Origin of the sequence: Pseudoalteromonas sp. S554 (assembly GCF_005930865.1) — a bacterium.
Classification (GTDB): Bacteria; Pseudomonadota; Gammaproteobacteria; order Enterobacterales; family Alteromonadaceae; genus Pseudoalteromonas; species Pseudoalteromonas marina.
This window is the reverse complement of record NZ_PNDV01000001.1, coordinates 351,352-378,157: the sequence shown is the minus strand read 5'-3', so window position 1 is coordinate 378,157 and position 26,806 is coordinate 351,352. Positions and strand designations below refer to the sequence as shown.

Sequence of the window (26,806 nt, the reverse complement as noted above, 5' to 3'; positions counted from 1 at the left end):
TAGGTTTTAATGTTACTTTTACAAAGATTAAAATAATATGTCTTCACGGGTACTTTTAACAGTCCGATTGGGCCAAATGAAATTATGAAAAATATAGCAATTATTGCCTACGAGGGATGCTGGGCAGTCAGCGTATTATTAGCTAAAGACTTTTTTACCATTGTTTCGTTACTCGACTCGCATTATTCATTACCTCAAAGTTATAACGTAGAAATAGTTACGACAGACGGTGCACCTATAACAAGCTCAAGTAATTCAATTGTTGTTGCCGATAATTCGCTTTCTGACAAACCGTATGATTTAGTGATTATTCCACCAATTGAGGGCTCTAAATTAAAGAGTATGCCCTCTAGCAGTATATTAATAATTGAATGGTTAATACCTAAAATCAATAGTAGTACGTCTATTCTCAGCTTAAGCACTGGTTCTTATTTTTTAGCCGCCACAGGCGAGTTAAATAAAACAGCCATTGCAACTCATTGGAGTTTGGTTAAACCATTGAGTAAACTATTTCCCGATTGCCAGTTTATTAATCATAAATCGTATTTAAAAATGGGAAGTATCTATACAACGGGCTCTTTTGAGGCGGGAATAAGTGTACTACTAGAAATAGTTGCAAAAGACAAAGGCGATCGCTTTTCCCAGCAATGTGCCACACATTTACTTATTTCTGACTCTGGTAAGTTAAATTTTGCATTACCAAAATATAGTAGCCACAGAGACGAAAAAATTAGTGAAGTGCAAGACTGGATTTATAATCACTCAAGCAGCGTAATCACAATCGTTGAGTTAGCAAAATACTTTAATTTTAGTGAGCGCAATTTAAAGAGGCGATTTACGCAAGCAACCGGTATATCAATAAATAGGTACCTGCAAGAAGTGAGAATAGACAAAGCCAAAAAACTGTTACTGTCTACAGATAAAACCGTAAACGAAATATCAATTAACGTAGGCTACGAAAACAGCAGCTTCTTCACCCGCTTATTTAAAAAAAACACAGGGCTAACACCCGCAAAGTGGCGTAAAAATGAATAATAAGTTTTAATTTTATGAGCATTTATGCCCATGTGTCTAAATGCTCAATACCATCGTCATCTTTATTAACGCTTTTTTTATGGGTTGGTGGTTGAGTCTCGTCACTTAAACCGTTTAGTTTTTTCTTTTTCTGTAATTCTCTCTTTTTTTTGTTTTCAAGTTCCACTTTTTCACTCGCAGCGCTACTTTGCACACCTGCAATATGGAATGCACCTTTAGATTCAAGCGACAGCCGCGTTATTCTACCCAAATAAGGGATCATTATATCCATTTATAAATCCTTAAAGCCAAAGCCTAGTTATGAGCAAAAATCAACCAGCTGATATAATACAAACTAATTCAGTTACATCTATAGTATCGGCAGTTATAAGATATGCTTTAATTAAGCTTAAAAAACACTTGCCATAGTGATGCATAATATGTTTTTATAATCCCGAAATTTATTAAAACAGATATTTGTTGAGCGTTGCATTAGTAACGAGCAGCACAAAGGAAATAAAATGCGCTTAAACCTGACAACAGTACATCATCACCACCATTCACCGGAATAACCTGTCAGGTCTTTCGCTGAGAGGTTATTCCTAAAAGGAACCTCTGGCGATTCAAAACACATTGATTCATTTTCGCCCTGAGGTTCCCCTCGGGGTTTTTAGTTTTTAAATTAAAGGAAAATGAATAATGAGTAACACAAATCGTCTACGTATCGCCATCCAAAAAGGCGGTCGCCTGTCTAAAGATTGTCAAGATTTACTAAAGCAACTAGGTGTAAAATTAAACCTACGTGAGCAACGCTTAATTGCACACTCAACCAATATGCCAATTGACGTACTTCGTGTGCGCGATGACGATATTCCGGGCTTAGTAATGGACGGTGTTTGTGATTTAGGTATTGTTGGCGAAAACGTACTAGTAGAAGTACAAGCCGAACGTGAACGCCAAGGTGTACCAAGCGAAGTTAGCAAACTAGCAAAACTAGATTTTGGTTACTGCCGCCTTGCACTTGCATGGCCACAAGAGCTTGGCCCACGTGATAAAAGCTGGTTTGAAGGCAAACGTATTGCAACAACCTACCCAGAAATATTAACGCAGTGGTTAAAGCGCGAAGGCATTAATGCAAGCACTGTAATGCTTACAGGCTCAGTAGAAGTAGCCCCACGTGCAGGTCTTTCTGATGCAATTTGTGATTTAGTTTCAACCGGTGCAACGCTAGAAGCGAACGGCTTGATTCAAGGTGATACAATTTTAGAATCAAACGCATGTTTAATTCAAAATAAAGACCTGCAAGATGAAGACAAACTAGCGCTAATCAATAAGCTTATGCCACGCCTTCGCGGTGTTAAACAAGCTAAAGAAAGCAAATACATTATGCTACACGCGCCAAAAACTAAACTTGATGAAATTTGCGAAATTTTACCAGGCTCAGGTCAACCTACTCTACTTGCACTTGCTGGTAATGAAGAGTACGTAGCGCTTCACATGGTAAGCAGCGAAACATTATTTTGGGAAACAATGGAGCAGCTTAAAGCCCTAGGCGCTAACTCTATTTTAGTAATGCCAATTGAAAAAATGATGGAGTAAGTACCATGCTTCGTTGGAATGAGGAATCTTCACAAGTACAAGCAGCGGCGCTAATGCGCCCTGCGGTTTCTGCCAGCGCAAAGGTTGAAGCAATATGCCAAACAATTATGAGCGATGTGAAAGAGCAAGGCGATAAAGCCTTACTTGATATGGCTAAAAAGTTTGATAATAGAGCTAACCCTCGTTTACGTGTACCGCTTGATGAAATAAACGCATCAGAGCAGGCACTAAGCGCAGAGCTTAAATACGCAATTGACACCGCTTATGCAAACGTGAAACGTTTTCACGAGGCGCAATTGCCTAAAGATATTAAGTTATCAACCCAAACTGGCGTTGAATGTGAACTGAAATATCAGGCCATCGAAGCTGTGGGTATTTATGTACCTGGTGGCAGTGCTCCACTGCCATCATCGGTTATTATGCAAGGTGTACTTGCACAATTAAGTGGTGCTAAAACCGTCGTACTTGCAACCCCTGTGCAAGGTGATGAAAGCATTAACCCTGCGATATTATATGCAGCTAAGTTATGTGGCATTACAACTTTAATTGAAAGCGGTGGCGCAGGTGCTATAGCTGCAATGGCCTACGGCACTGAATCAGTGCCTAAAGTGAACAAAATTTTTGGCCCAGGTAATAGCTTTGTAACGATGGCCAAACAGCTTGTTGCACAAACAATTCCTGGTATGGCAATCGATATGCCAGCAGGCCCGTCTGAGGTGTTAGTAATAGCAGATGAGCGTGCAAACCCAGAATTTATAGCGGCAGATTTACTCTCGCAAGCTGAGCACGGCGCAGACTCGCAAGTTATTTTATTATGTAACAGCGAAAGTATCATTGAGCAAACGCAGCAGGCACTTACACGCCAGCTTGCTAAATTAAGCCGCAAAGATACAGCCGAGCAAGCTTTGGCTAATTCATCACTTATTTTAGTGGACTCTGTTGAGCAAGCATTTGACGTATCAGCGCAATATGGCCCTGAGCACTTAATTTTGCAATTAGCAGATTCAACACCTTACTTAGATAAAGTAAAAAATGCAGGCTCGGTATTTGTTGGCGACTACACGCCAGAATCAGCGGGCGATTACGCATCGGGTACTAACCACGTGTTACCTACCTACGGTTACAGTGCAACCTACTCAAGCTTAAACTTGCTTGATTTTTTCCGCACTTACACAGTACAAACTATAAGTAAAAGTGGCCTCACACAGCTGTCAAAAGCTATTTTACCACTTGCAGATGCAGAAGGCCTTGATGCCCACGCTAATGCGGTTTCAATTCGTTTAGAGGCAATTAAAAATGAGCAATGAGAGCGCACAAGCGTCTAGCTTATTACCACAAAATATTGCAGCCCTTGCTGCATACAGCTCTGCAAAAAGTGAAAAGCTAACCGGTACTACGTGGCTAAATGCTAACGAAAGCCCGTATGCTAAAAATATTGAGCTGAGTATTGAAGATTTAAATCGCTACCCAGATCCACAGCCGCAATTGGTTATTGACCGCTACGCTGCGTATGCAGAGCTTGAAAGCGAAAACGTATTAATGACTCGCGGCGCCGATGAAGGCATTGAGCTTTTAGTACGTACCTACTGCGAACCTGCAAAAGACAGCATTGCGTTATTTTTGCCAACCTACGGTATGTACAAAGTAACCGCTGATACGCATAACGTTGCAATCAATGGCTTAACCCAAGCGCTATTACTTGATGGCAGTGTTGATGAAATAGTTGAGGCTGTGGGCAGCTCAAAACTGGTGTTTATTTGTAACCCAAATAACCCAACTGGTAGCTTAACCCCCCTTGAAAAAGTAAAAGCACTGGCAACAGCGCTTGCCGGTAAAGCCTTAGTTATTGTTGATGAAGCCTATATTGAGTTTTGCCCTGAGCAAAGTGCTACAGCGCTGATTAACGAATATAGTAATGTAGTGGTACTGCGCACTTTATCTAAAGCGTTTGCGCTTGCAGGGCTAAGAACCGGTTTTACACTTGCACAAAAAAGTGTACTTGCACCTATTCGTAAAGTGATTGCGCCGTATCCGGTATCTGGCGTAGTGGCAAGTATTGCTGCGCAAGCAATTGCACCTGATGCAATTACATCAATGCGCCGCCAAGTGACTATTTTAAATAGCTTAAAAGCTAAACTTGTACAGTGGTTAAACTCCTCCCCCGCTGCATTAAAAACTCTCACTGGTGAAGGTAACTTTGTTACCTTAAAATTAGCCGACAAAAACTACTTTAAAGTAGCACTTGAACAAGGCTTAGTGATGCGCGCGTTTACCCTATACGGTGAAGACGATTGGCTACGAATTTCAATTGGTAGTGAACAAGAGCTCGAACAAGTAAAAATTTGGTTAGATGGCCTTGATAAGCCAGCAACCTCACCTCTTTTATCAGGACAAGAAGTATCATGAGTAACCCCTATTTATTTATTGACCGTGACGGCACCATAATTGAAGAGCCAATCACCGACAAACAGGTAGACAGCCTAGAAAAATTAGCGTTTTTACCTGGTGTTATCCCGGCTTTATTACAGTTACAAGCCGCAGGGTACCGTTTAGTGATGGTATCGAATCAAGATGGCTTAGGCACAGACAGCTTCCCGACTGCTGACTTTGACATAGCCCAAGATAAAATGATGGACATAATGCAAAGCCAAGGCATTAGCTTTGACGAGGTATTAATTTGTCCACACTTTGACGAGCAAAACTGTGATTGCCGTAAACCTAAAACAGGTTTATTAACTGAACTTATGCGCTCTGGCAAAGTTGATTTAGCACGTTCATATGTCATTGGCGATCGCCAAACCGATATTGGCCTTGCTCAAAATTTATGTTGTGAAGGCATTTTGTATGATGGCAGCTGGCCTGCCATTGTTACAAAGCTTACAACGGCTAACCGCGAAGGCCGTGTTACGCGTAACACCAAAGAAACCCAAATTGATGTAGCCATAAACCTAGATCAAACTAAAAACGGTAGTATCGAAACAGGCCTTGGCTTTTTTGATCATATGCTTGATCAAATTCGCACGCACGCCAACATTGGTTTAAACATTAAAGCGAAAGGCGATTTACACATAGACGAGCACCACCTTGTTGAAGATATTGGTATTGCCCTAGGTGTTGCACTTAAACAGGCGCTTGGCACTAAATCGCAAATAGCGCGCTATGGTTTTGCACTACCAATGGATGAATGTAAAGCAGAGGCACAGATTGATTTATCGGGCCGCGCTTCATTTGTATTAAACGCTAATTTTAGCCGCGAAAAAGCAGGCGATTTAGACGTGCAAATGGTTGAGCACTTTTTTAAAAGCTTAAGCGATAATGCCGCTATTAGCCTTATTTTATCGGTAAGCGACGGTAACTGTCATCACCAAGTAGAAGGCTTATTTAAAGCGTTTTCACGTGCCCTTCGTATGGCAGTAGCACAAGACACGACCCAACAAACAGCCAGCTCTAAGGGATGTTTATGATTGCTATAATTAATACCGGGTGTGCCAATATAAATTCAGTTCGTTTTGCGTTTGAACGCTTAGGTCAAACGCCAACGGTCATTACCTCGCCAGAGCAATTAGCCGGCTTTGAGCGTGCTATATTACCAGGCGTTGGACATGCATCTGTTGCCATGAAACGCCTTGTAGATAACGGCTGGCAACAAGCTATAAACGAATACCAGCGCCCACTTATGGGTATTTGCTTAGGTATGCAGTTACTGTGCGAAAGCACCGAAGAAGGTAACGTACAATGCTTAGGTAAAATACCAGGCCAAGTAAAAGCCCTTGATGTTGGTAATTTAACATCGCCGCATATGGGTTGGAATAACTTAAGCGTAAATAAAGAGCATGCACTCACAAAAGGCTTAACACAAGACGTGCAAGTGTACTTTGTACATAGCTTTGCGCACACCGTAAACGATGCAACACTTGTAAGCGGCGAATACGGCCAAACCTTTTCAGCCATTGTTGCAAAAGACAACTACGCTGGCATGCAGTTTCACCCAGAGCGCAGTGCAAAAGTAGGCACACGTTTATTACAAAATTTTGTTGATTGGCAGTTATAAACGGCCCATTAACCAACAATAAAGAGATTATTTGTGATTATTCCAGCATTAGACGTATTACAAAATCAAATTGTTCGTTTGTACCAAGGTAAGTACGACACCGCTCAGTTTTACCCTTTTGAGCTTGGCGCACGTTTAAAAGAATACGCCGATAGCGGCGCAGGTAAATTGCACCTTGTAGATTTAGAAGGCGCACGCGATCCAAGTAAAAAACAGTGGCAACATATACAAGCTGCAACTAAAGCGCTTAACGTACCGTACCAAGTGGGCGGCGGTATTCGCTCAGAGCAAGATGTAAGCGATTGGCTAAAAGCCGGCGCTAACCAAGTTGTTATTGGTTCTATGGCGGTAGAAAAACGCGAGCAAGTAAAAGCCTGGATTGAACAATTTGGCGCCGAGCACTTTGTTATTGCCCTTGATGTAAATAAAACAGCCACGGGCTGGGCACCTGCTACCCATGGTTGGTTAAGTGAATCTGAGTTTGGTTTACTTGAGCTTGTAGATTTTTATGTAAGCTTGGGCGTTATTGACTTTTTATGTACGGACATCAGTAAAGATGGCACCATGACTGGCCCATCGTTTGAGCTTTACGAAGATTTAACCCGCCATAACAGCAGCATTAAAGTGCAGGCTTCGGGTGGCGTAAGTTCACTTGATGACATTAAAAAGCTTAAAGAGCTGGGCGTAGGTGGCGTTATTTTAGGTAAGTCACTACTTGATGGCGCATTTAGTGTTGAGGAGGCGTTGGCATGTTATCAAAACGCATAATCCCGTGTTTAGATGTAAAAGACGGCCAAGTAGTAAAAGGCGTTAAATTTAAAGGCCACGAAATAGTGGGCGATATTTTAACAATGGCAAAAGCATACAGCGATGCCGGCGCCGATGAACTGGTTTTTTATGAAATCAGCGCAAGTGTTGAAAAACGCCTACTTGATGTAAATTGGGTAGAGAGCATTGCCCGCCACATCGATATTCCATTTTGTGTGGCTGGCGGTATTAAATCGGTAGCCGATGCAGCACGTGTACTAGAGCGTGGCGCTGACAAAATAAGTATTAACAGCCCTGCTATTGCCCGCCCTGAGCTTATAAAAGAGCTACACGATGAATTTGGTAAGCAATGTGTTGTTGTAGGTATTGATAGCTTTTACGATGAAGTGACCGGCGAGTATTTAGTGTATCAATTAACCGGCGATCCTAATGCATCAAGCCGTACACGTTACAAAACCGAGGAATGGGTTAAACGCGTACAAGACTTAGGCGCAGGCGAAATTGTTTTAAACTGTATGAACCAAGATGGCGTACGTAACGGTTACGACAATGAGCAGCTAAGTAAAATGCGCGCATTATGTAATATTCCTTTAATCGCATCTGGCGGTGCAGGCAGTATGCAAGATTTTGTTGATGTATTTAAACAAAGCGAAGTCGATGGCGCATTAGCAGCAAGCGTTTTTCACAAAAATGTGATTAACATTGGCGAATTAAAACAATTTTTAACCGATAACCAAGTGGCAGCAAGACTATGCAAGTAACACAACAAAACCAAACTCAAGTAGATTTTGCTAAAAGCGAAATGATCCCTGCGATTGTTCAAGATGCTCGCTCTGGTGTTATTTTAATGCAAGGCTTTATGAACAGCGAAGCACTAAAGTCGACGCTTGAAAGTAACAAAGTAACCTTTTACTCGCGTTCAAAGTCACGTTTATGGACCAAAGGTGAGTCATCAGAAAACTACTTAAACGTAGTATCGGTGCATACCGATTGTGACTACGACTCAATTTTAGTACTGGCTAATCCAGAAGGCCCAACATGTCACTTAGGCACACAAAGCTGCTTTGGTGATGACGCTAAACCTAGCCTGAGCTTTTTAGCGCAATTAGAAGATGTGATTGTTGAGCGTAAAAACGACGACCCAGCAAAAAGCTACACCGCTTCATTATTTGCTAAAGACTTAAGCCGTAGCTGTCAAAAAGTGGGCGAAGAAGGCGTAGAAGTAGCGCTTGCCGCAATGAAGCACGATAACGATGAGCTTACTAATGAATCGGCTGATTTAATTTATCACCTTACTGTATTGCTACAACGCCAAGGCTTAGCCCTAGAAGACGTTGTAAAATGCCTACAAGGTCGCCATAAATAGCGCCTCCTAAAGTAAATTAAAAAGAGGCTCATATTTTATGGGCCTTTTTATTTTCCCTTTTAGTTGAATAAATGATGTGTGTTATAGTGCATGGCTCAATTTATCGGTTACTGTGAACTATGAAAAACTATATTATCCTTCTTATTATCGTGTTTATTTTAGCGGGCTGTACAAGCAAAACTAATCAGACTACAGCCAAAGCTACTACAACGAATCAGTCTGTAAAAACCACAGTCACATCCGATGAATGTAGCAGCGTAAATAACCTAATAAATGGTTATGAGTTTGGTTTTAATTCAATCAAAGCAGATAAAGTGAATAACCCGTTTTCAAACCAATGGCACACTAATACTCATATCATTGGATCTGCCTGTACAATTACTTTAAATAAGTCTGAGCAAGTAAGTTACCAATGCCAAACACCTGTTAAAGCGCAAACGCATGCAGTAAATTCGCATCAAACACTTGCTGAACAGTTACGCCAATGCCTATCAAAAACAGGTTGGCTTGAAAGCCAAAAAGAAACAGCCAGTTCAATTTACAGCACCTTTGTACTTGATACTAAAAATCCGGTTATTACACTGTCTACAAATCAAGAAGGTAATGGGTTTTCTACTCGCTTTGAAATTGCTCCACCGTTAGGATTTTAATAATGCGAAAAACGAATAAAAACACATCTAAATTAAAAAGCGACTGTTTAGGCATATGTGAACGTCGCAGCGGTTATTGCACTGGGTGCGGTCGAACTAATGAAGAAATATTTGATTGGATCATTCTCTCTCAAGAAGAAAAAAACGCCATTTTAGCACAGCCGCGAGCTGACTTAAAAAATCCATAAATTTGCCACTTGCGTGTAACAGCCCCTCTTTAGTATTGCTTAAAACGCTAGGGGGTGAACATCATGGCAGCATTATTTGTAATAAACTTAGCGCGCTCAACGCAGCGACTCGCAAATACTCAAACGCAACTGGCACGTGTTAGCTTGCCATTTGAACGTATTGATGCCGTAGATGGCGCACAATTGAGTACACTACAAAAGTACCTACATTACAGCCCGCAATTGAATAAACAACAGTATCACTATCCGCTAAGCAATGGCCAAATTGGCTGCTATTTAAGCCACCGTAAAGCATGGCAAAAAATAGTTGATGAGAAATTAAAATACGCGATTGTGCTAGAGGATGATTTTTATATTGATGACAGCATTCATAATGCGATTAAAAATATTGAGCAGTTAAACCAGCCCTGGCAACTTATTAAACTCGCAGCCTATGAAAACCGCACTCACCCTATTGCCTATCAGCAAAACCTAAATAACCACCAGCGATTAGTCATACATAAAAAGCTAATGACTGGCTGCTGCGCTACAGCAATAAGCTATGAAGGGGCTAAGCAATTACTTAAAGCCACAGCCCAATCTGGCCGCCCTGTAGATTGCGACTTACAACATATTTGGGAAACCCACGTAAATGGTTTTTCGCTTATGCCATACCCTGTTTCGCAAAATACAGACATACAGAGCGATATTGCAAGCTGCACTACTAAAACCAAGGTTAAAAAAGCTTTTTTTAAACGTAAGTTTCAACAATTACACAGCGGCGTTTTAAATAAACTTTATACAAATGCATTTATAAAACAAACCAAGCAAATTAAACCTAATAAAAAAGGCGCTACAAAAGCACCTTCTTTACTCACGCAAGGTCCTTAATTGTATAACTATGCTTTATCGAGCGCTTGGCTTACATCCGCAATTATGTCAGCAATGTTTTCAATACCGACCGATAGGCGAATTAAATCGCGGCTCACACCTGCGTTTGCAAGCTCTTCATCATTTAATTGGCGGTGTGTAGTTGACGCTGGGTGACAAGCCAGCGATTTAGCATCGCCAATATTAACTAAACGCAGGATCATATTAAGCGCATCAATAAAGCGCGTGCCTGCTTCAAGGCCGCCCGCGATACCAAAACTTAAAATACCTGAAGCTTTACCACTGGTGATTTTTTGGCTCATTGCATTATATGGGCTTGATGTTAAACCCGCGTAGTTAACCCAAAGCACTTTAGGGTGATTTTCTAAGTATTCAGCCAGTTGCTGCGCGTTTTCGCAGTGGCGATCCATTCTTAAGCCTAAGGTTTCAAGGCCGATTAAAATGTCAGATGCGTTTTTAGGGGCAAGCGCTGCACCAGTATTTCTCAGTGGCACTACTCTACAACGCCCAATAAATGCAGCTTCAGCAAAGGCTTCGGTATAAACCACATTGTGATACGACGGATCGGGCTCGTTCATCATTGCAAAACGTGTGGCATTGGCTTTCCAATCAAATTTACCTGAATCAACAATCATACCGCCAATAGCTGTACCGTGTCCGTTTATATACTTTGTCAGTGAATGAACCACTATATCGGCACCTAACTCAAATGGACGGCATAAATACGGGGTCGCCACAGTATTATCTACAATTAGCGGCACACCTTTGCTATGAGCAATCTTAGCTAAACGCTCAATATCGACAATATTACCTGCAGGGTTACCGATAGATTCACAAAAAACAGCACGGGTGTTGTCATCAATGGCATCTTCGAATACGCTAAAGTCATCAGCCTTAATCATACGCGCTTCAATACCTTGGCGGGGTAATGTATGGGCAAATAAATTATACGTACCGCCATATACTTGGCTGGTGCTGACAATATTAGTGCCTACTTCACATAAGCATTGAATCGCATAGGTAATAGCTGCCATGCCCGAGGCTACCGCTAGCGCACCAATGCCCCCTTCCATTGCAGCAATACGCTGTTCAAGCACGGCATTAGTAGGGTTCATTATGCGGGTGTAAATATTACCTGGTACTTTTAAGTCGAATAAATCTGCACCGTGTTGCGTGTTATCAAACGTGTAGGATGAGGTATTGTAAATAGGTACTGCTGCTGATTTCGTGGTTTCTTCAGACTCGTAACCATGGTGCAGTGCTAATGACTCTAATTTCATAATTAATTCCTTTAGTAAATTATTAAAACATACCACTTAAGGGTAATTAAATGCACGTAAAAATATAAAAACAAAATAAAGAGATAATATAATCAATAAATACACAATTTATGATTAAACTAGTTGATTTTATTTTAGAGCACCTACCAGCTAATACTAGAGCATGAACTAAACTTGTTAATTCTTATTGTCTATTAAATTATGACCTCAATACATAGCAGACGCTGAATGTGAAGTACTGATATAACTCGACCGATTTAAGAGCAATGGCACAGTCAAAACCCAACAAATACGGGCTCATGCTGCTATATATGGAAGTAATAAATTAAACGAAGTCTTAAATCGATTTATGTTTGAATTAGAAAACCATTTAAAAAATGTTATTTAAACACGGTAGTTACATCGCACCCGTTACAAAGTTTACTGCAAGTTAACTATAAAAACGTATCGAAAAATCAATGAGGTCCTGCTCAGGTATTGGTTTACTAAAATAATATCCTTGAGCTAGATCGCAACCAAGTTCTTTTAATATTGTGAGTTGTTCTTTTGTTTCTACGCCTTCAGCGACAACTTTTAACCCTAAACCATGCGACATAGCGATTGTTGCTTCTACTAAACTGTAATCCTCATTATTTTTTGTAATCCCATTTATAAAACCACGGTCTATTTTTAGTACATTAAACGGGTACTTCCTTAAATAACTTAACGAGGAATAACCTGTGCCAAAATCATCCATTGACAATATAACACCTAAATTTGTTATATCGTTTAATGTGTCAGTAATACTGGACTCTCCACTCATTAAAACACCTTCTGTAATTTCAAGTTCAAGACTTTGAGGTTCAATGTTCGCATTTGATAACGATGTTTTGATAAAGTTAAACAGGCTCAGGTCTTTAAATTGACTAGGAGATAAATTTACTGCAATTGAAAAATTTCTGTTGAGCTGTTCTACGTTCTTCCATCGATTGAGTAAACTAAGTGACTCTTTAATAACAAACTCACCAATAGATATGATCACGCCTGTTTTTTCTGCAATAGGGATAAACTCATCTGGTGCCACACTTCCTAGTACAGGGTTTAGCCACCTGAGTAATGCTTCTGCCCCTATAATTTCGTTCTTTTTAACATCAAATTGCGGTTGGTAATAAAGAATGAATTCATTGCGCTGCAATGCACCTCGCATTTGCTCTTCTATTGTTAAGCGTCGTTGGATTACAGTATTCATTTGATTAGTAAAAAACGAGTATGTATTTCGACCCAGAGCTTTGGCTTGATACATTGCCGTGTCGGCGTTTCTTAATAAGTCAGACACAGATTTGCCGTTATCTGGAAACATTGCTACCCCAATGCTAATTGTTAACATTAACTCTCGCCCCTCAATTGTGAAAGGTTCTCGAAAATTTTGCAGGAGTTTTTCGGCAATACCTACAGCATTTTGTTGAGTGGAAATTCCTTTTGACAAAATAATGAATTCGTCGCCACCTAAGCGACCAATTGTGTCAGCTTTTCTTAATGCCCTTTGTAAACGATTGGCTGTTTCAATTAAAACTTTATCGCCTGCTTCATGACCTAGTGAATCGTTAATTTTTTTAAAATCATCTAAATCTAAGAAAAATACCGCTGCTTTTTCATCATTACGAGTCGCCTCAACTGTTAGCTGTGATAAACGGTCAAGAGCGAGTAAACGGTTTGGTAATTGTGTAAGGCTATCGAAATAAGCTTGTTTACGAATGAGTTGCTCTGATTGGTGTTGTTCGGTTATATCTCGAATAATTATCATTATTTGGTCGTATTTTAAAACTTTGTTAATTCTTGCTTCAAAATACACCTGCCCTTGAGGAACGGACAGCCCATATTTAAACGTTACAATTTCATCTTGTTCAATTGCTTTTTCTATGTAAACTTCAAACTTTTTAGCAACACTCTTCGGTAAAATATCAAGCATATTATTACCAACAAATTGGTCAGGGGAGACAAAGAGGGCATCTTGATTATTAGCATGGTAATCGATAATTATTCCGTTATAGTCCATTAAAAAAAGCAAATCTGGGATTGCTTCAAAAATGGTTTTTAGCATTTGTTCTTTAAATGTGGCAATGGCTTGGGCTTTTTTTACATCCGACAAATTAATGTCTATACAATACATTTGCTTGTTTTTAAATTCATTTTCAAACATTGCGTGGCTTGAATAAACGTATATGTCAGTTCCATTTTTATGTTTAAGTAATATTTCTGCAGCAGGGATTGCTACGCCTTCATTGATCCACTTTGTATGAGCCTCAATTACCATGTCTCTCATAGGGGCTGGTACTATCAGTTCTTCTAGCTTCTTTCCAAGTGCTTCCTCTTGTTTATAGCCATAAAGGAGCTCACTCCCTTTGTTCCAATACACAACTCGTCTTTGATCATCATAACCTTGCACTGAGATTGAATTAACACTTTCAAATAATTGGTGCAAAGAATCGTTAGTTACAAACTGTTTAGATAATTGATTCACAATTGAGTTGGCAGTCATGCTGTGACTATCTCCTTTAAAATTTCCTTATTTTATAATAGAAGTTAATTGTTGAATTTCCATACACATATATTTAAAAAATAAGCTTAGGTTTATTATTAATTGTTGGAGCAATAAAAAAGGAGCCTTAGCTCCTTTATTACTATTTTTAAATCCTATTTAGTATCATTGGGGTGCTCAACACCCATCCAAGCTTTGAAAAGGGCTTTTTGTTTCTCACTTGCTTGTAAATTAGCAGTTACCTTTTTAGGTTTATCAAACTTTTCAGTTAATACTAATGTGAGGCTTTGTAATGCATCACGACGAATAAAGTCAATAACCACTTTATCACCAGGTTTAAATGTCTCAAGGCTAGACTTTAAATCTTTATTAACATGGAGCTTATTAATAGCTACAATTTTATCGTTAGTTGTTAAGCCTGCTTTCCACGCGCTACCACCGCGTTGAACATGCGTTAATGTTAAAAGCTGGCCGGTATTTTTAGCCACTGCATCTATGCTGGCAATAGCCTCAGCACCTTTCGGTCGTTCAAAAATCAAACCTACTTTATTAAGCAACTCGTCAAAATCAATATTTGCAGGTGAGTCCACATGCCCTTCCCACCAGTCTGAATAATCAAGACCTGTCAGGTTTTGTAGAATGCTTAGTACGTCTTTTTCATCAAAGCCCGCTGGTAACTTATGATTGTTATATAGTGCTTTATGCACATCACGGTAACTTACTTTACCCGCTGTTTTTTCTAGTAGGTCAATATCAAGTACCATTGACAACAATGAGCCTTCTGAATATATGTTGGTACTGTAGTTGCGTCCGTGATCCCCACCTTGGTTAATCCATTTATCAAAACTCGTTTCACTGGCACTTTGAACTTCTCTGCCTGGTGTTTGCAAGTGTCGATTTATGGTTTTTGTTAGGCCTTTAAAAAACTCATCTGTCGTCTCAATGCCTGAACGCACTAATAAATGATCCTCAAAGTAGCTTGTTGAGCCTTCTGCAATCCAAAGTAATTTTGAGTAATTCATATTGGTATAATCGTAAGGTACCAATCCATTTGGGCGATATGCTTTTACATTCCAAGTGTGAATAAACTCATGAGCTGCTGTGCTTATGAAACCTAAATAATCTTCACGAGAGCCAAATCGATCACGCGGCCTTTGAATTATGGTCGAATTTAAATGCTCGGTTGCACCACCAGCGCCAGAAGTTGCATGCACCATAAAAACGTAGCGCTCATATGGGTAACTATCCCAAATTACATTACCGGTTGTTACTAGCTTTTTAAGATCACGCAGCATTAATTCAACGTCGTAGTTACCCTCTCCCCAAATAACTAATTCGTACTCACGTCCATCAACGTTAAATGAGTGAAGTTGGTTAATACCTGTTTCGATAGGCGAGTCCACAAGCACATCGTAATTAGCTGCCTTGAACGAATGAGTAGAATCTAAATTATCCATTCCAGATACTGAACGCCACTGTTTCGGAACATCTAAATTAACCGTTATAGGCTCTTGTCGAAATGATTCGCTAAACATAAAAAAGCCAGAAGCGTCTATGAAAGCGTGGCTATCATCAATATGGCGAGCACGTTTACCAAGCTCGTTTGCATAGACCTGATACCCTACACTTACTTCTGTTGGTGTATCAATGTGAACACGCCATGTGCTGTGATCAATTTTTTCCCACTTTAAGGAGTTACCCTCTTTATCTGTTGGGTTAAAGTAACGTACGCCATTGGCAAGATTTAGTATTTCATAACGACCGGTGCGCCAAGAAGGTAATTTAATATCAAGATGGGCTTGTGCTGATTTAGGGAATTGAACGCGCACATCACCAAGATGATGTTGAGGCTGTTCAATACTCAATGAGTAGTTAACATCTGCAAATGCAGATGCAGATGCAGATAACGCAGCACAAATTGATAAAACTAATAACTTTTTCATAGAAACCTAATTAAGACCTTAATTGTGCTCAAGGTTAACAAGCGTAAATTTAAATGTGAATTAAAAGCGATAAACACTCATGTATACGAGTTTGTACGCACTAGGTTAATAAAATTATAGAGTTTTTACCGAGATAACTACACTTAATATAAATTTGTTGTAGACTTAGAATAATAAAATTACAAATCATGGTGGCTTGCCTAGGTGTCAGAAAAATCTACTGCTACAGAGAAAAAACTTAAACAAGCAATTGGTGCGCGCATGGCACTTGAAGACGCGCGAAAACATCAAGTAGACACCCTCTCTATTTTCTCATCTAAACTATCTCTAGCCTGTAAGGGTCTAGACACGGAGCTTGATAACAGACTTGCTAACTTTAGAAGCGCATTAAATAAAGGCGTTGGTTTTGATGATTTATCTCCTTTAATCGACGAAACAATAGAGCTTTTAAAAAAGCAAGAAGCCATACAACTATCGCAGCAACGTGACCTGCAAGAAAGTGTTTTATCTGCTGGCAGACAACTACAAAAAACCAAAGGCTTGCCAGAGGGTACACGCCGCTCGTTAAGAAACTTACTTGATCACGAAATGAATAACGTCCATTCCACTCATGACTTTATTCCGCTTCTAGAAAAATTAATAAGCTTTTATCATCAGGCGTTAAACACAAAGCTACGTGCTGATAGCAATATTAGTTGTGAGGCCACGCCTGCACTAGCACAAAAGCTGCTTGAACTCGCTAACGACTTAGTTCTTGAAGATGAAGCAACTGTAGAAATTAAACGTATTAAGAGCATTATATCTGAAAGCGATAATTTAGGGTCTTTGCTCGATACGGCCATAAATATAATTACTGTTGTTGTTAAAAATATAAATAAAGAACGAGAATCAGCGCAAAGCTTTTTATCGTCACTTAACCAAACAATTGAAGAACTACACAAATCAATAGTCGCTACAAGTAAGCACTCAACCTCAATGGGGACTGAGTTTGAAAACCTAAATAAAAGTATTAAAAGTAAAATAGAAAGCTTAAACGAAAAAACACAATCTGCGACTTCTATTTCATCATTAAAAGAGCTTGTTGATAATGAGTTAAAGTCGTTAACCCAAGACTTTATGGCAAAAGAAAAACTAGAACGCGAAGACAGAGAAATACTTGTATCTAGTTTTAATGAGATTAATGGCCGTATTGGCACGCTTGAAACAAAGCTTACAAAATACAAAAAACGCCTAAACGATCAACGTTTTAAAAGCCTGCTGGACGGCTTAACAAAATTACCTAATAGAGCCGCTTTTGACGAACGTTACAATCACGAAATGCATTTATTTAATGTTCAGCAATCAAATGTTACGCTGGTTGTCATCGATGTTGACCACTTTAAGTCAATAAACGATAGATTTGGCCATACAGCTGGCGATATAACGTTGCAAGTTATTGCAAAAGCATTACAAAAATCGATAAGAAAATCTGATTTTATAGCGCGATATGGCGGTGAAGAATTTGTCCTATTAATGAGCGAAACCACTGTTGATAATGCAGTTGCACCGCTTGAAAAACTCAGAAAGGTTATAAAAAACATCCCTTTTAAATTTAAAGACAAGCAAATTGAAATAACTATCTCCGTAGGCGCTACACAATTAAAAAAAGGGGATACGCCGATTAAAGCTTTTGATAGAGCCGACGACGCTCTGTATGAGGCCAAAAATACAGGTAGAGACCGCCTTTGTATAAGTAAATAATGTAATTCGTTTATAAATATTGTAAATGTATGACTCAGTAGTAATTTACATAAATAGCAAGGAGTACGCCCATGTTAATACAGTTAAACCCAACTGGTGTATTAGATTTACTATCTCAGTTAGAGGTTGATTTATTAGAACAATCTTCTACCAGCGAACGTTATAAATTATTTAGAAATTGCGTGTTGGCGGTACTCAATGTAGGCAGCCACACAGACGAAAGTTCGCAAATATACGACAAATATAAAGACTTTGATATTCGCTTACTCAGCCGAGAGCGCGGTATAAAAATTGAACTTGAAAACCCTCCAAAAACAGCCTTTGTAGATGGTGAAATAATCACCGGTATACACGAACATATATTTTCAGTTATTCGCGATATTTTATTTATTTGTCAAAAGTACGAAAAAGACCTGCAAGAACAAAAAGCCATAACTCATATGGTGTTTGATATGCTCAGAAATGCGCATGCACTTCGTGTAAACAGCGAGCCTAATATGGTGGTTTGTTGGGGTGGACATTCAATAAACGAAACTGAGTACAAGTACACCAAACAAGTGGGTTATGAACTTGGCTTGCGTGGATTGAATATTTGTACTGGTTGTGGACCTGGGGCAATGAAAGGTCCAATGAAAGGTGCCACCATTGGCCATGCTAAACAACGTATTAAAAACAATCGTTATTTAGGGTTAACAGAACCCAGCATTATTGCAGCTGAACCCCCTAACCCAATAGTAAACGAACTCGTTATTTTGCCAGATATAGAAAAACGGTTAGAAGCATTTATACGCACAGCTCATGCAATTATTATCTTTCCAGGTGGTGCGGGCACTGCCGAAGAACTATTGTACTTACTAGGGATTTTATTGCATCCTGATAACGAAAAGCAGTGTTTGCCCTTTATTTTAACAGGACCAAAACAAAGTAAAGATTACTTTGAAAAACTCTGTGAATTTATCGAAATGACACTCGGCAAAGAAGCATTAGACAAATTTGAAGTGATTATTGATGATCCGAGTTTAGTAGGTCAAAAGCTAAAATCTAAAATGGCCAATGTACGCGAGTATAGAAAAAGTGAAGGCGATGCGTATTACTTTAATTGGACGCTTAAAATTGATCACGATTTTCAGCAGCCTTTTGCACCCACACATAAAAATATGGCAAGCTTAGACCTACATTTGGATCAACCAAAACAACAGCTTGCAGCAAACTTACGACGTGCATTTTCTGGTATTGTTGCGGGTAATGTTAAAGATGAGGGGGTACGCGCTATTAAACAACATGGACCTTATACTCTCAGCGGCGAGCCTGCCTTAATGCAAGATATGGATGTACTTTTACAGGCTTTTGTTGATCAGGGTCGTATGAAACTCCCTGGTAGTAAGTATATTCCGTGTTACAAAATAAAAGCATGAGTCGTACAGTTTGAAACCCCATTTATTATTAATTGATGCGCTTAATTTAATTAGGCGCATTTACGCAGTTGACGCAAATCAAAAACATATCAACGAAGAGCAATTAGTGCTTACTTGCAGCGAGCGTGTAGCTCAAGCATGCAAAAAAATGCTTCGCATAACGGATGCAACACATGCTATTGCGATATTTGATGGGGATAAAAGTTGGCGTTATCACTTTTATGAACATTATAAACACTCAAGAGCCCCAATGCCTGAAACGCTAAAAAGTGCGTTGCATCATTTTAAATCAGCAATAGAGGAAACCGGTATTGTTGTTTTTGAACCAATAAATGATGAAGCTGACGATATTATTGCTACCCTTGCTTGCAAAGCGGCTGATAATAAAATCACGAGTACTATCGTATCCACTGACAAGGGATTTTTACCGTATTTAAACAGTGAAATACATATTTACGATTACTTTAAAAGGCAGCACTTAGATGAACCTGGAATACATGAACGCTTTGGGGTAGATAAGAATAAACTCGTCGACTTTTGGGCGCTTGCAGGCGATAAAACGAATGATATTCCTGGTGTTAAAGGCGTTGGTATAAAATCAGCTCAACAGCTTGTTAATAATTACACCTCTATAAATGAAGCATTGAGCGATGAATTACTTAATTCAGGACTACGCAAAAAGCTTGAAACCAATATGGATATGTACGTTATCTCCAAACAATTGGTTAGTTTAAGAACAGATATTAATTTAGGGTTTAGTCTAAAGCAGCTCAGACTTAATTAGTCGCAAGTAAATAGCGTGTATTTACAGCAAAACGTATACTAATACCCTGGTAGTATTTAAGGTAAATAGTGTTGAAAAAGTTTATTCGGTATTTAATTTTAGGCTTGGGGCTATATGCGCTCATTGCAACTTTGGTGATTGCGTTTTACAAAGACGATCCTCAAGCTATGATTTGGCAAGATCGAGAGTCATTTAACAAGCGCTACATTGAAAAACTTTCGCTAGATTCTCAAACTACACTCAACACCGTACTTGATTACCTTGGCAGCCCAGACCTGACATTTGCTAAGCGCGATAACGAACAAGTATTGCAGATTATTTTTTATCGTACTCAGCATATTACGTCAGACGGAATAACGACAATGGATGAATGCACAGGTTTATTATTTAAAAATGGCCAACTCATTTTATGGGGACCAAGTGCGTACAGTAAATATCAGGAAGAAATTGGGTGAAGGCATAATGGATGAGCCACTTGCGAATCGTTTAAAGCAACTGCACGAAAATACGCAGCGTTTTTTAACAGGCTATAATAACAAAGAGCATTGGCAAGCTTTATATCCTATGGCTTGTAAATTAGCTGAACAATATAGAATCTTATACGAACACTGCCCTAACGCACTGTTGTCTAAATTAACGTTATTTAATCCTCAATACAGCTATTCGACTAATTTAGTTATAAGCCAATGTGTAATTACCGCCGGCTTATGCGCTAGCCAAAATTACGATAAAAAACTTACCGAACTTTATATTAGCGCTGCGCTTGTGGAGCATATATGTGTTTGTTCGCAGTTAAATAAGCTAGCTGAACAGTCTAAATTTAGTGCCAATGATAAAAAAATTTGGCAGCTTCGCCACCAATTTGCAGCAAAAATAATGTTGAGCTGCGGCAATAGCGCAGCCCCTATTACACATATACTCGCTAAACTAAATAAATATAAGCAAGCCCTTGTAAACACGCCTAAAACAATGCTTTACGATGGTGGAATTACGCTTGTTGCATTAGCTAATATAATAGCAATGAATATAACTCATACCCCTGCTAAAAAGCACATAAGTTTTTATCAAGCTTTGGCAGACTTATATTTGCGCACGCCAAATCTGTATGCACAACATTTGGTTAAGTCTTACGTGGCCGACGTGGGACCCTTTTTAGCTGGTAGCCGAGTTACATATCAAGATCAAAGTATGGTTTATTTAGCGACCGACAAACAAAACCGACACATTTTAGTTAACTCAGAAAATAAACAGAAATTAGCTTGGTATAGAATAAAAGCGTCACTAAAAGACAATCCCAAACAATGGAAGTGTGCAGATAAAAAGCTTCTATACAGTGTGTGGAACAGTGAACATATTACTATTAATGAGCAAAGCAGTTTAGATAAACCAAGGCAACTAATTGAGTTAATTAGTCAAATTAAAGTTAACCAAGAATATAGTTTTAAAGGTTTGAATAAAATAATGGGTCATTACCCTGAGATTGTTGCGCGAGTATGTGAAGCCGTAAAACCTTATAACAAAGAACATCAAGCAGCTAAAGATCTCCGCCATAGCTTGTCGATGGTTGGATACAACAACGCACCTGCTATTATTCAGCGCGTTGTATTTGAACAATTGGTGAATTCAACACCTCACCCACTACAAAGGTTTATCGTAAATAGATTAGACAGCTTAGTAAAAATAATGGCTTTATTGGTAGCACCCAATAAGCAGTATCAATTTGAGCACATAACTTTACCTCTGTATGCATATACTCATTTTATGTTAACCCAATGCAGTAGTCGCTTAACACGAAAAGTAGCTATCGATGAAGTGCATAACAAAACGCTAAGTGCACCATTTAGTGCATTTTTTGGTGTAGAAAGTATTAAAAATGAACACATCGAATCATTGTTTTCACAATTGCTGAGCGATAACCCTTGGGCAAACACATTGTTACAGGCAGAGCACACAGCAAAAAAACAGCTAACAAATAAACATAAGCTATGGGTCGCTTTAAAAGTAATTGCGCAACAGGTTTTCAAACCAGAACTAAAATTAACCCCATGGCAACAGCAAACTCTCAGTGAACAACTAAAATTAAATGGCTGGAATGAAGAGCGCACTTTTTACGACCAATTAGGAAATCTACAAATATATAACAATATTTAGTTCGGTTATTACCATTATAAATACAGGTTATACCCATTATTTATTCTATAAACTGGCAAAATAAGCGTTAAATTGGTATAAATGCGCCCTTAAAATTTTCAACCATTCACATAAATGACCTAACAAGCAGCTACTCTCTCAGAGTAGTAATTTATGTGCACATCAAACTCTTTAAAGGAAAAGATAATGGCCAAACAAACCATCACAGTGATCAAAGGCGACGGCATCGGTCCTAGCATCATCGACTCAGCACTTGAAATACTAAAAGCCGCAGGATGCGATTTTGATTATGAATTTGTTGATGCTGGCCTAGCCGCTCTTGAAAAAACAGGTGAGTTACTTCCACAAGAGACAATTGATACAATTGCTAAAAACAAAATCACACTTAAGGGCCCGTTAACTACCCCTGTAGGTGAAGGTTTTACGTCTATTAACGTAACACTGCGCAAGCAATTTGGCTTATACGCTAACGTACGTCCAGTAAAATCATTTGTAGGCACTAAAGCACGTTACGATGATATTGATATCATCACTATTCGCGAAAACACACAAGGTATGTACTCAGGTGCTGGCCAAGTAGTTAGCGAAGACGGCAATGAAGCAGAAGCAAAGTCTGTAATAACGCGTGAAGGCGCTGAAAAAATCGTAACATTTGCTTATGAGCTTGCGGTACGAGAAGGCCGTAAAAAAGTAACAGCGGTTCACAAAGCGAACATTTTAAAATCTACTTCTGGCTTATTTTTAAAAGTTGCTCGTGAAGTAGCTGAGCGTTACCCACAAATTGAATCAACAGAGATGATTGTTGATGCAACGTGTATGAAACTTGTAATGACACCAGAAGAGTTTGACGTTGTTGTAACGACTAACTTATTTGGTGATATTTTATCAGACCTATGTGCTGGCTTAGTAGGCGGTTTAGGTATGGCACCAGGTGCAAACATTGGTGAAGATGCTGCGATTTTTGAAGCTGTGCACGGTAGCGCACCAGATATCGCGGGTAAAAACCTAGCAAACCCTACCTCAGTAATTTTAGCGTCTATTCAAATGCTAGAGCACTTAAACATGGGTGACACAGCGGAGCGTATTCGCAGCGCTGTTGCTGATGTAATTAAATCAGGTGACCGTACTACACGTGATTTAGGTGGCAGCCACGGAACAACTGATTTCACACAGTCAGTGATCGACCGCCTGTAATTTAATAAAACGTTCAAAAAAGCCAGCATTTTTGCTGGCTTTTTTATGCCATTTAAGGGCGTTTAAATCTAATTGAAATTAACAACATAAAAATTAATAACCCGCCAAGCGCCCCTCCACTAGAGCTTGAACCGCTATTAGTTTGAGATTGTGCTACCGTTACGGATAAGTCATCACTAATAACCTCTCCCGTAATTGTGTCGGTTATAGTTAAAGTAACAGAATAACTGCCAGCATTTTGATAAGTATGACCTGGGTTTTGAACTTGAGAAAGCTCACTGCCGTCACCAAAATCCCAGCTATATGTATAATTTTTAAACCCACCTATGACATCCGCGTTAAATTGGACCGTTAAATTATTTGTTGAAAAACTGGTATTAACTGCGAGTGGAACATTGACGTTTACATTAACGTTTTGAGATACCGACATTCCTTGGTCGTCAGTCACTGTTAGCGACAATAAATAATCACCCGAGTGTAAATAGTCATATGAAATGGCTTGTGATGCTAGCGAACTGCCATCGCCTAAATTCCACAAATAACTGTATGGTGCTAACCCTCCTGCAACTTCAGCTTTTGCCGTTAGTAGCCCTTGTGTTATTTCGTAATCAATTTCAGTAATACTCAGGGGTGCGGCAATAATGACTGTTGTTGCTACCTGCTCTTCATCACCGTTGCTAGCCGTAAATGTAACATCATAGCGTCCGTAACTCTCAAAAACGTGCGAAGGGGATAACTCAGAACTTGTTCTGCCGTCACCAAAATCCCAAGTAAACGTATCAGATGGCGAAAGCGTCAATCCATCAACTGTAAAATCTGCTGTGAAATCTGAGAGTGAGTAACTAATGCCATTTGATGGCTCGTAATTTAATAATATTTCTATGCTTTGATTATCGTTTTCTTGGTTTGTGAGCCTAAAACCAAAGCCAACTTGTGGTAATTTAACACCCGATTCAGCTTGTTCTGCAAAGCGATAGTCTATCTCGTCACTAAAAGAGCTGATAGCAGATAAATCGTCATCTCCTAGCCCTGCTCGTTGAGCATAAAGGCTAAATGCGGCATCTCTTATTTGAATAGCGGTATTTGCTGGTGATTGCGTGCTTCCTTTATTGATAGCACGCTGATCTGCGTCAACAACCAATGCAAAACCACTACCGGGGTGCTCAGTTGTATTGTTATCAGTGTGCGACTCATCGCTGTACCACAGTAATAACCCCGGCGAGTAACCTTCTTTTTGTAACCCACTATCTATACCCGAATAGTCACGCAACTGCAGGTAATAGTAAGATGGCATAGCAAATACATAACTCCCTACTTTTGCAAACCCGGATAAGGTCGTATTACTTTGAGTTTCTGCATTATTTTGCCAAATTAATGAACCATTTTGCTCAATGCGCATATCGTCAATAACAAAACCATAATAATGCGTATTAGCGTCTGTTAAGTATTGTACTTGTAACTCTATTGTTTGCCCTGCATAAGCAGATAAATCAAATTGATGCGTTAAGTATCCGTTAGGAAGTTGTGCATCAGGATTTAAAAATGAATCACCTGTAATATAAGGACCAATATTGCCATAGTAAGGGTTAGCAGCTTGCGTATAGTTACCCGCGATTGGCACACCATTAACCTTTATTTGAACTAAGTCATAATCTTGCTCAATGCTATAAAAAGCAACAAAGCTCAGCATAAGCGACTCTGTCGTGCTTGGTAAATTAATGGTGTTCACTAAACTAGTATTAAGATTATCGCCGGTATTTGAATAATATTGAAAAACGCCTTCTACTGGTGTTTTAAATTTTTCAAGCCTTGGTGGCAATGTGACCTTTACTTGGCTTTGTGATTTAGACGTACTTGCTGCGTTATTAATCACTTGCACTGGGTTCGTAACAACCTCATCCATATCCAGGCTAAGCTGGTTTACCCAGTTACCTTGGTAGCGTGTTTGAAGATACTCCAGCGCATATGGGCTAAACATTACTGGCTCAGACCCACGTGGTGAACCTGCCCACGTACCTGAGGACATAACCGACCATGAAGCGACAGGCTCACCTACCGTATTAGACTGTAAATCGTATTCATCCTTTAAACCTAAATCGTGCCCAAACTCATGAACAACAACACCAATGGCGGCATCAATAGGGTTTATTGTGTATCCAAATAGCTTTATATCACTCCCAACAACTTCAGTTGGTTGGCTATTTTCGTCTAAAACATAATAACGATGTGACCAAATTGCATCTGTTGATAAATAACCCCCGCCCGACTCTTCACCAATACTAGAATGAAAAATCATAACATGATCGATTATCCCATTTGGTTCGTCGGTAATACCATCACCGTCTATGTCATCAAGATCAGTTAAGTCATAATCAGCCAAATTAATATTAAATTGTGCAACCGCTTTTTCAACAGCTTCTTTTACAAGGCTCGGCGCATTTTTATCTCGGGTAGAGCCTAAACGTTCACCATAAAATTTAGCGTTATTATTTGCAGTTACCCACCCGTAAACTTGCCCTTCAAAATTAAGGCTGTTGCCAGAAGCCGCTTTATAATAATCGGCCGCCGATAAAAGAACCTGTCCGTCAGGGCCTTCATAGCCGTTAGTGTTAAACAGCATCTGCTGGTAATGATCCGGGGAGTAGTCGGTATAAAACATATCAGTGTCTTGGGGAGTTAACTGGTTTTCGTCGTGCTTTAAATCAGGAAAATCAACTAAAATAGTTAATACTTTAACTGTATTGACTCGATCATCTGGGGTTAACTCCGATGAAAAACTAGATTGTTGACTAGGTAAGAACCCCTTTTGTATTGGGTTATATGTCGATAAACGAGGTAGCTGGCTAAACCCATTTTTTAATGCTACTTGCACAGGTGATTTGTTGTTGATGTATTCATTGTAAGACGCTTCTAACTCATCGGAAGTTAAGTCTTCTTTTTTATTAAGCCAATACAAAATACGTTCTTTGTTGGTTACACCTATATCGTGCGGAGTAGATGTTTTAGCTACAGTTATAGAGCTAAACAACGTAGTAATAAGTGTAAGTAACGCTATTTTGTTCACTGTATATTCCTCAAACAATTTGTTAAGCACATCATACCTAATAACAACTATTTAAACATGTTATAAACCACCTTTAAGTATACGTTAGCAATCTATAATTGCTTAATACTAAAACAACAGCAAACAAAGCAAAAATAAGCGCGCTGCATATTATCTCCCTAAAAACTTCAAATTAAACGAACAAAAAGCAATAAACCACTAAAAAACAATA

At 39.2% G+C, this 26,806-nt stretch carries 23 protein-coding genes; 18 read left to right on the top strand and 5 right to left on the bottom strand.

The annotated features are described in order from the left end of the window. Window positions 1-84 precede the first annotated feature (84 nt). Window positions 85-1,035 (top strand): GlxA family transcriptional regulator, encoded by a 951-nt coding sequence (locus tag CWB65_RS01640; protein WP_138739712.1) that lies wholly within the window; start codon window positions 85-87, stop codon window positions 1,033-1,035. A gap of 22 nt (window positions 1,036-1,057) precedes the next feature. Here CWB65_RS01640 and CWB65_RS01635 read toward each other — a convergent pair whose 3' ends face one another. Further along, window positions 1,058-1,306, bottom strand: a complete 249-nt coding sequence (locus CWB65_RS01635) for a hypothetical protein (protein WP_010556203.1) — start codon at window positions 1,304-1,306, stop codon at window positions 1,058-1,060. A gap of 407 nt (window positions 1,307-1,713) precedes the next feature. Between CWB65_RS01635 and hisG the strand changes: the two genes are divergently transcribed. The 11 genes from hisG to CWB65_RS01580 all read left to right on the top strand — a co-directional run bounded on the left by hisG (window position 1,714) and on the right by CWB65_RS01580 (window position 10,506). Continuing rightward, complete coding sequence (gene hisG / locus CWB65_RS01630) at window positions 1,714-2,613, top strand: ATP phosphoribosyltransferase (protein ID WP_004586378.1); 900 nt, start codon at window positions 1,714-1,716, stop codon at window positions 2,611-2,613. Window positions 2,614-2,618: 5 nt separating this feature from the next. Beyond that, entirely contained in the window at window positions 2,619-3,920 is a 1,302-nt protein-coding gene (gene hisD, locus CWB65_RS01625; protein WP_138739711.1) for a histidinol dehydrogenase, read from the top strand. Then, complete coding sequence (gene hisC / locus CWB65_RS01620) at window positions 3,910-5,019, top strand: histidinol-phosphate transaminase (RefSeq protein WP_138739710.1); 1,110 nt, start codon at window positions 3,910-3,912, stop codon at window positions 5,017-5,019. The genes hisD and hisC overlap by 11 nt, the downstream gene beginning before the upstream one ends. Continuing rightward, entirely contained in the window at window positions 5,016-6,077 is a 1,062-nt protein-coding gene (gene hisB / locus CWB65_RS01615; RefSeq protein ID WP_006793446.1) for a bifunctional histidinol-phosphatase/imidazoleglycerol-phosphate dehydratase HisB, read from the top strand. The genes hisC and hisB overlap by 4 nt, the downstream gene beginning before the upstream one ends. Further along, window positions 6,074-6,664 carry an imidazole glycerol phosphate synthase subunit HisH gene (hisH, locus tag CWB65_RS01610; protein WP_138739709.1) on the top strand — a complete coding sequence of 197 codons (591 nt, stop codon included), beginning with the start codon at window positions 6,074-6,076 and terminating at the stop codon, window positions 6,662-6,664. The genes hisB and hisH overlap by 4 nt, the downstream gene beginning before the upstream one ends. A gap of 33 nt (window positions 6,665-6,697) precedes the next feature. Then, entirely contained in the window at window positions 6,698-7,432 is a 735-nt protein-coding gene (locus CWB65_RS01605; protein ID WP_004586383.1) for a 1-(5-phosphoribosyl)-5-[(5-phosphoribosylamino)methylideneamino] imidazole-4-carboxamide isomerase, read from the top strand. Then, complete coding sequence (hisF, locus tag CWB65_RS01600; RefSeq protein ID WP_006793443.1) at window positions 7,414-8,193, top strand: imidazole glycerol phosphate synthase subunit HisF; 780 nt, start codon at window positions 7,414-7,416, stop codon at window positions 8,191-8,193. Before CWB65_RS01605 ends, hisF begins: the two co-directional genes overlap by 19 nt. Further along, entirely contained in the window at window positions 8,184-8,798 is a 615-nt protein-coding gene (gene hisIE, locus CWB65_RS01595; RefSeq protein ID WP_138739708.1) for a bifunctional phosphoribosyl-AMP cyclohydrolase/phosphoribosyl-ATP diphosphatase HisIE, read from the top strand. Before hisF ends, hisIE begins: the two co-directional genes overlap by 10 nt. Before the next feature lie 119 nt (window positions 8,799-8,917). Further along, window positions 8,918-9,448, top strand: coding sequence for a hypothetical protein (locus CWB65_RS01590; RefSeq protein WP_138739707.1), 531 nt, complete (start codon window positions 8,918-8,920; stop codon window positions 9,446-9,448). Between the two features lie 2 nt (window positions 9,449-9,450). Next, entirely contained in the window at window positions 9,451-9,636 is a 186-nt protein-coding gene (locus CWB65_RS01585) for a DUF1289 domain-containing protein (protein WP_006793440.1), read from the top strand. 63 nt (window positions 9,637-9,699) lie between these two features. Further along, a complete protein-coding gene (locus CWB65_RS01580) occupies window positions 9,700-10,506 on the top strand; it encodes a glycosyltransferase family 25 protein (RefSeq protein WP_138739706.1) in 807 nt (268 codons plus the stop codon). Window positions 10,507-10,514: 8 nt separating this feature from the next. Here CWB65_RS01580 and CWB65_RS01575 read toward each other — a convergent pair whose 3' ends face one another. From CWB65_RS01575 to CWB65_RS01565, 3 genes are all read right to left on the bottom strand, one after another. Further along, window positions 10,515-11,786 (bottom strand): O-acetylhomoserine aminocarboxypropyltransferase/cysteine synthase family protein, encoded by a 1,272-nt coding sequence (locus tag CWB65_RS01575; protein WP_138739705.1) that lies wholly within the window; start codon window positions 11,784-11,786, stop codon window positions 10,515-10,517. Between the two features lie 430 nt (window positions 11,787-12,216). Continuing rightward, the gene (locus CWB65_RS01570) at window positions 12,217-14,304 is read right to left on the bottom strand and encodes a sensor domain-containing protein (protein ID WP_138739704.1); all 2,088 of its coding nucleotides are present in this window, start codon (window positions 14,302-14,304) and stop codon (window positions 12,217-12,219) included. A gap of 155 nt (window positions 14,305-14,459) precedes the next feature. Beyond that, window positions 14,460-16,247: a M61 family metallopeptidase gene (locus CWB65_RS01565; RefSeq protein ID WP_138739703.1), complete on the bottom strand. Its 1,788-nt coding sequence runs from the start codon at window positions 16,245-16,247 to the stop codon at window positions 14,460-14,462. Window positions 16,248-16,451: 204 nt separating this feature from the next. Here CWB65_RS01565 and CWB65_RS01560 point away from each other — a divergent pair, with 204 nt between their 5' ends. The 6 genes from CWB65_RS01560 (at window position 16,452) to CWB65_RS01535 (ending at window position 23,531) form a co-directional block, all read left to right on the top strand. Next, on the top strand, window positions 16,452-17,987 hold the full coding sequence (locus tag CWB65_RS01560; RefSeq protein ID WP_010556215.1) for a GGDEF domain-containing protein: 1,536 nt from the start codon (window positions 16,452-16,454) through the stop codon (window positions 17,985-17,987). A 71-nt stretch (window positions 17,988-18,058) separates the two neighbouring features. Beyond that, entirely contained in the window at window positions 18,059-19,402 is a 1,344-nt protein-coding gene (gene ppnN / locus CWB65_RS01555) for a nucleotide 5'-monophosphate nucleosidase PpnN (RefSeq protein WP_138739702.1), read from the top strand. 10 nt (window positions 19,403-19,412) lie between these two features. Continuing rightward, the gene (xni, locus tag CWB65_RS01550; RefSeq protein ID WP_138739701.1) at window positions 19,413-20,186 is read left to right on the top strand and encodes a flap endonuclease Xni; all 774 of its coding nucleotides are present in this window, start codon (window positions 19,413-19,415) and stop codon (window positions 20,184-20,186) included. Between the two features lie 68 nt (window positions 20,187-20,254). Next, window positions 20,255-20,641 (top strand): DUF3192 domain-containing protein, encoded by a 387-nt coding sequence (locus tag CWB65_RS01545; RefSeq protein WP_033025357.1) that lies wholly within the window; start codon window positions 20,255-20,257, stop codon window positions 20,639-20,641. Between the two features lie 7 nt (window positions 20,642-20,648). Beyond that, entirely contained in the window at window positions 20,649-22,337 is a 1,689-nt protein-coding gene (locus CWB65_RS01540) for a hypothetical protein (RefSeq protein WP_138739737.1), read from the top strand. Window positions 22,338-22,523: 186 nt separating this feature from the next. Further along, the gene (locus CWB65_RS01535) at window positions 22,524-23,531 is read left to right on the top strand and encodes an isocitrate dehydrogenase (protein WP_006793428.1); all 1,008 of its coding nucleotides are present in this window, start codon (window positions 22,524-22,526) and stop codon (window positions 23,529-23,531) included. Between the two features lie 52 nt (window positions 23,532-23,583). Here the strand turns inward: CWB65_RS01535 and CWB65_RS01530 are convergent, their stop codons facing one another. After that, window positions 23,584-26,595, bottom strand: coding sequence for an immune inhibitor A domain-containing protein (locus CWB65_RS01530; protein ID WP_138739700.1), 3,012 nt, complete (start codon window positions 26,593-26,595; stop codon window positions 23,584-23,586). Window positions 26,596-26,806: the final 211 nt, after the last annotated feature.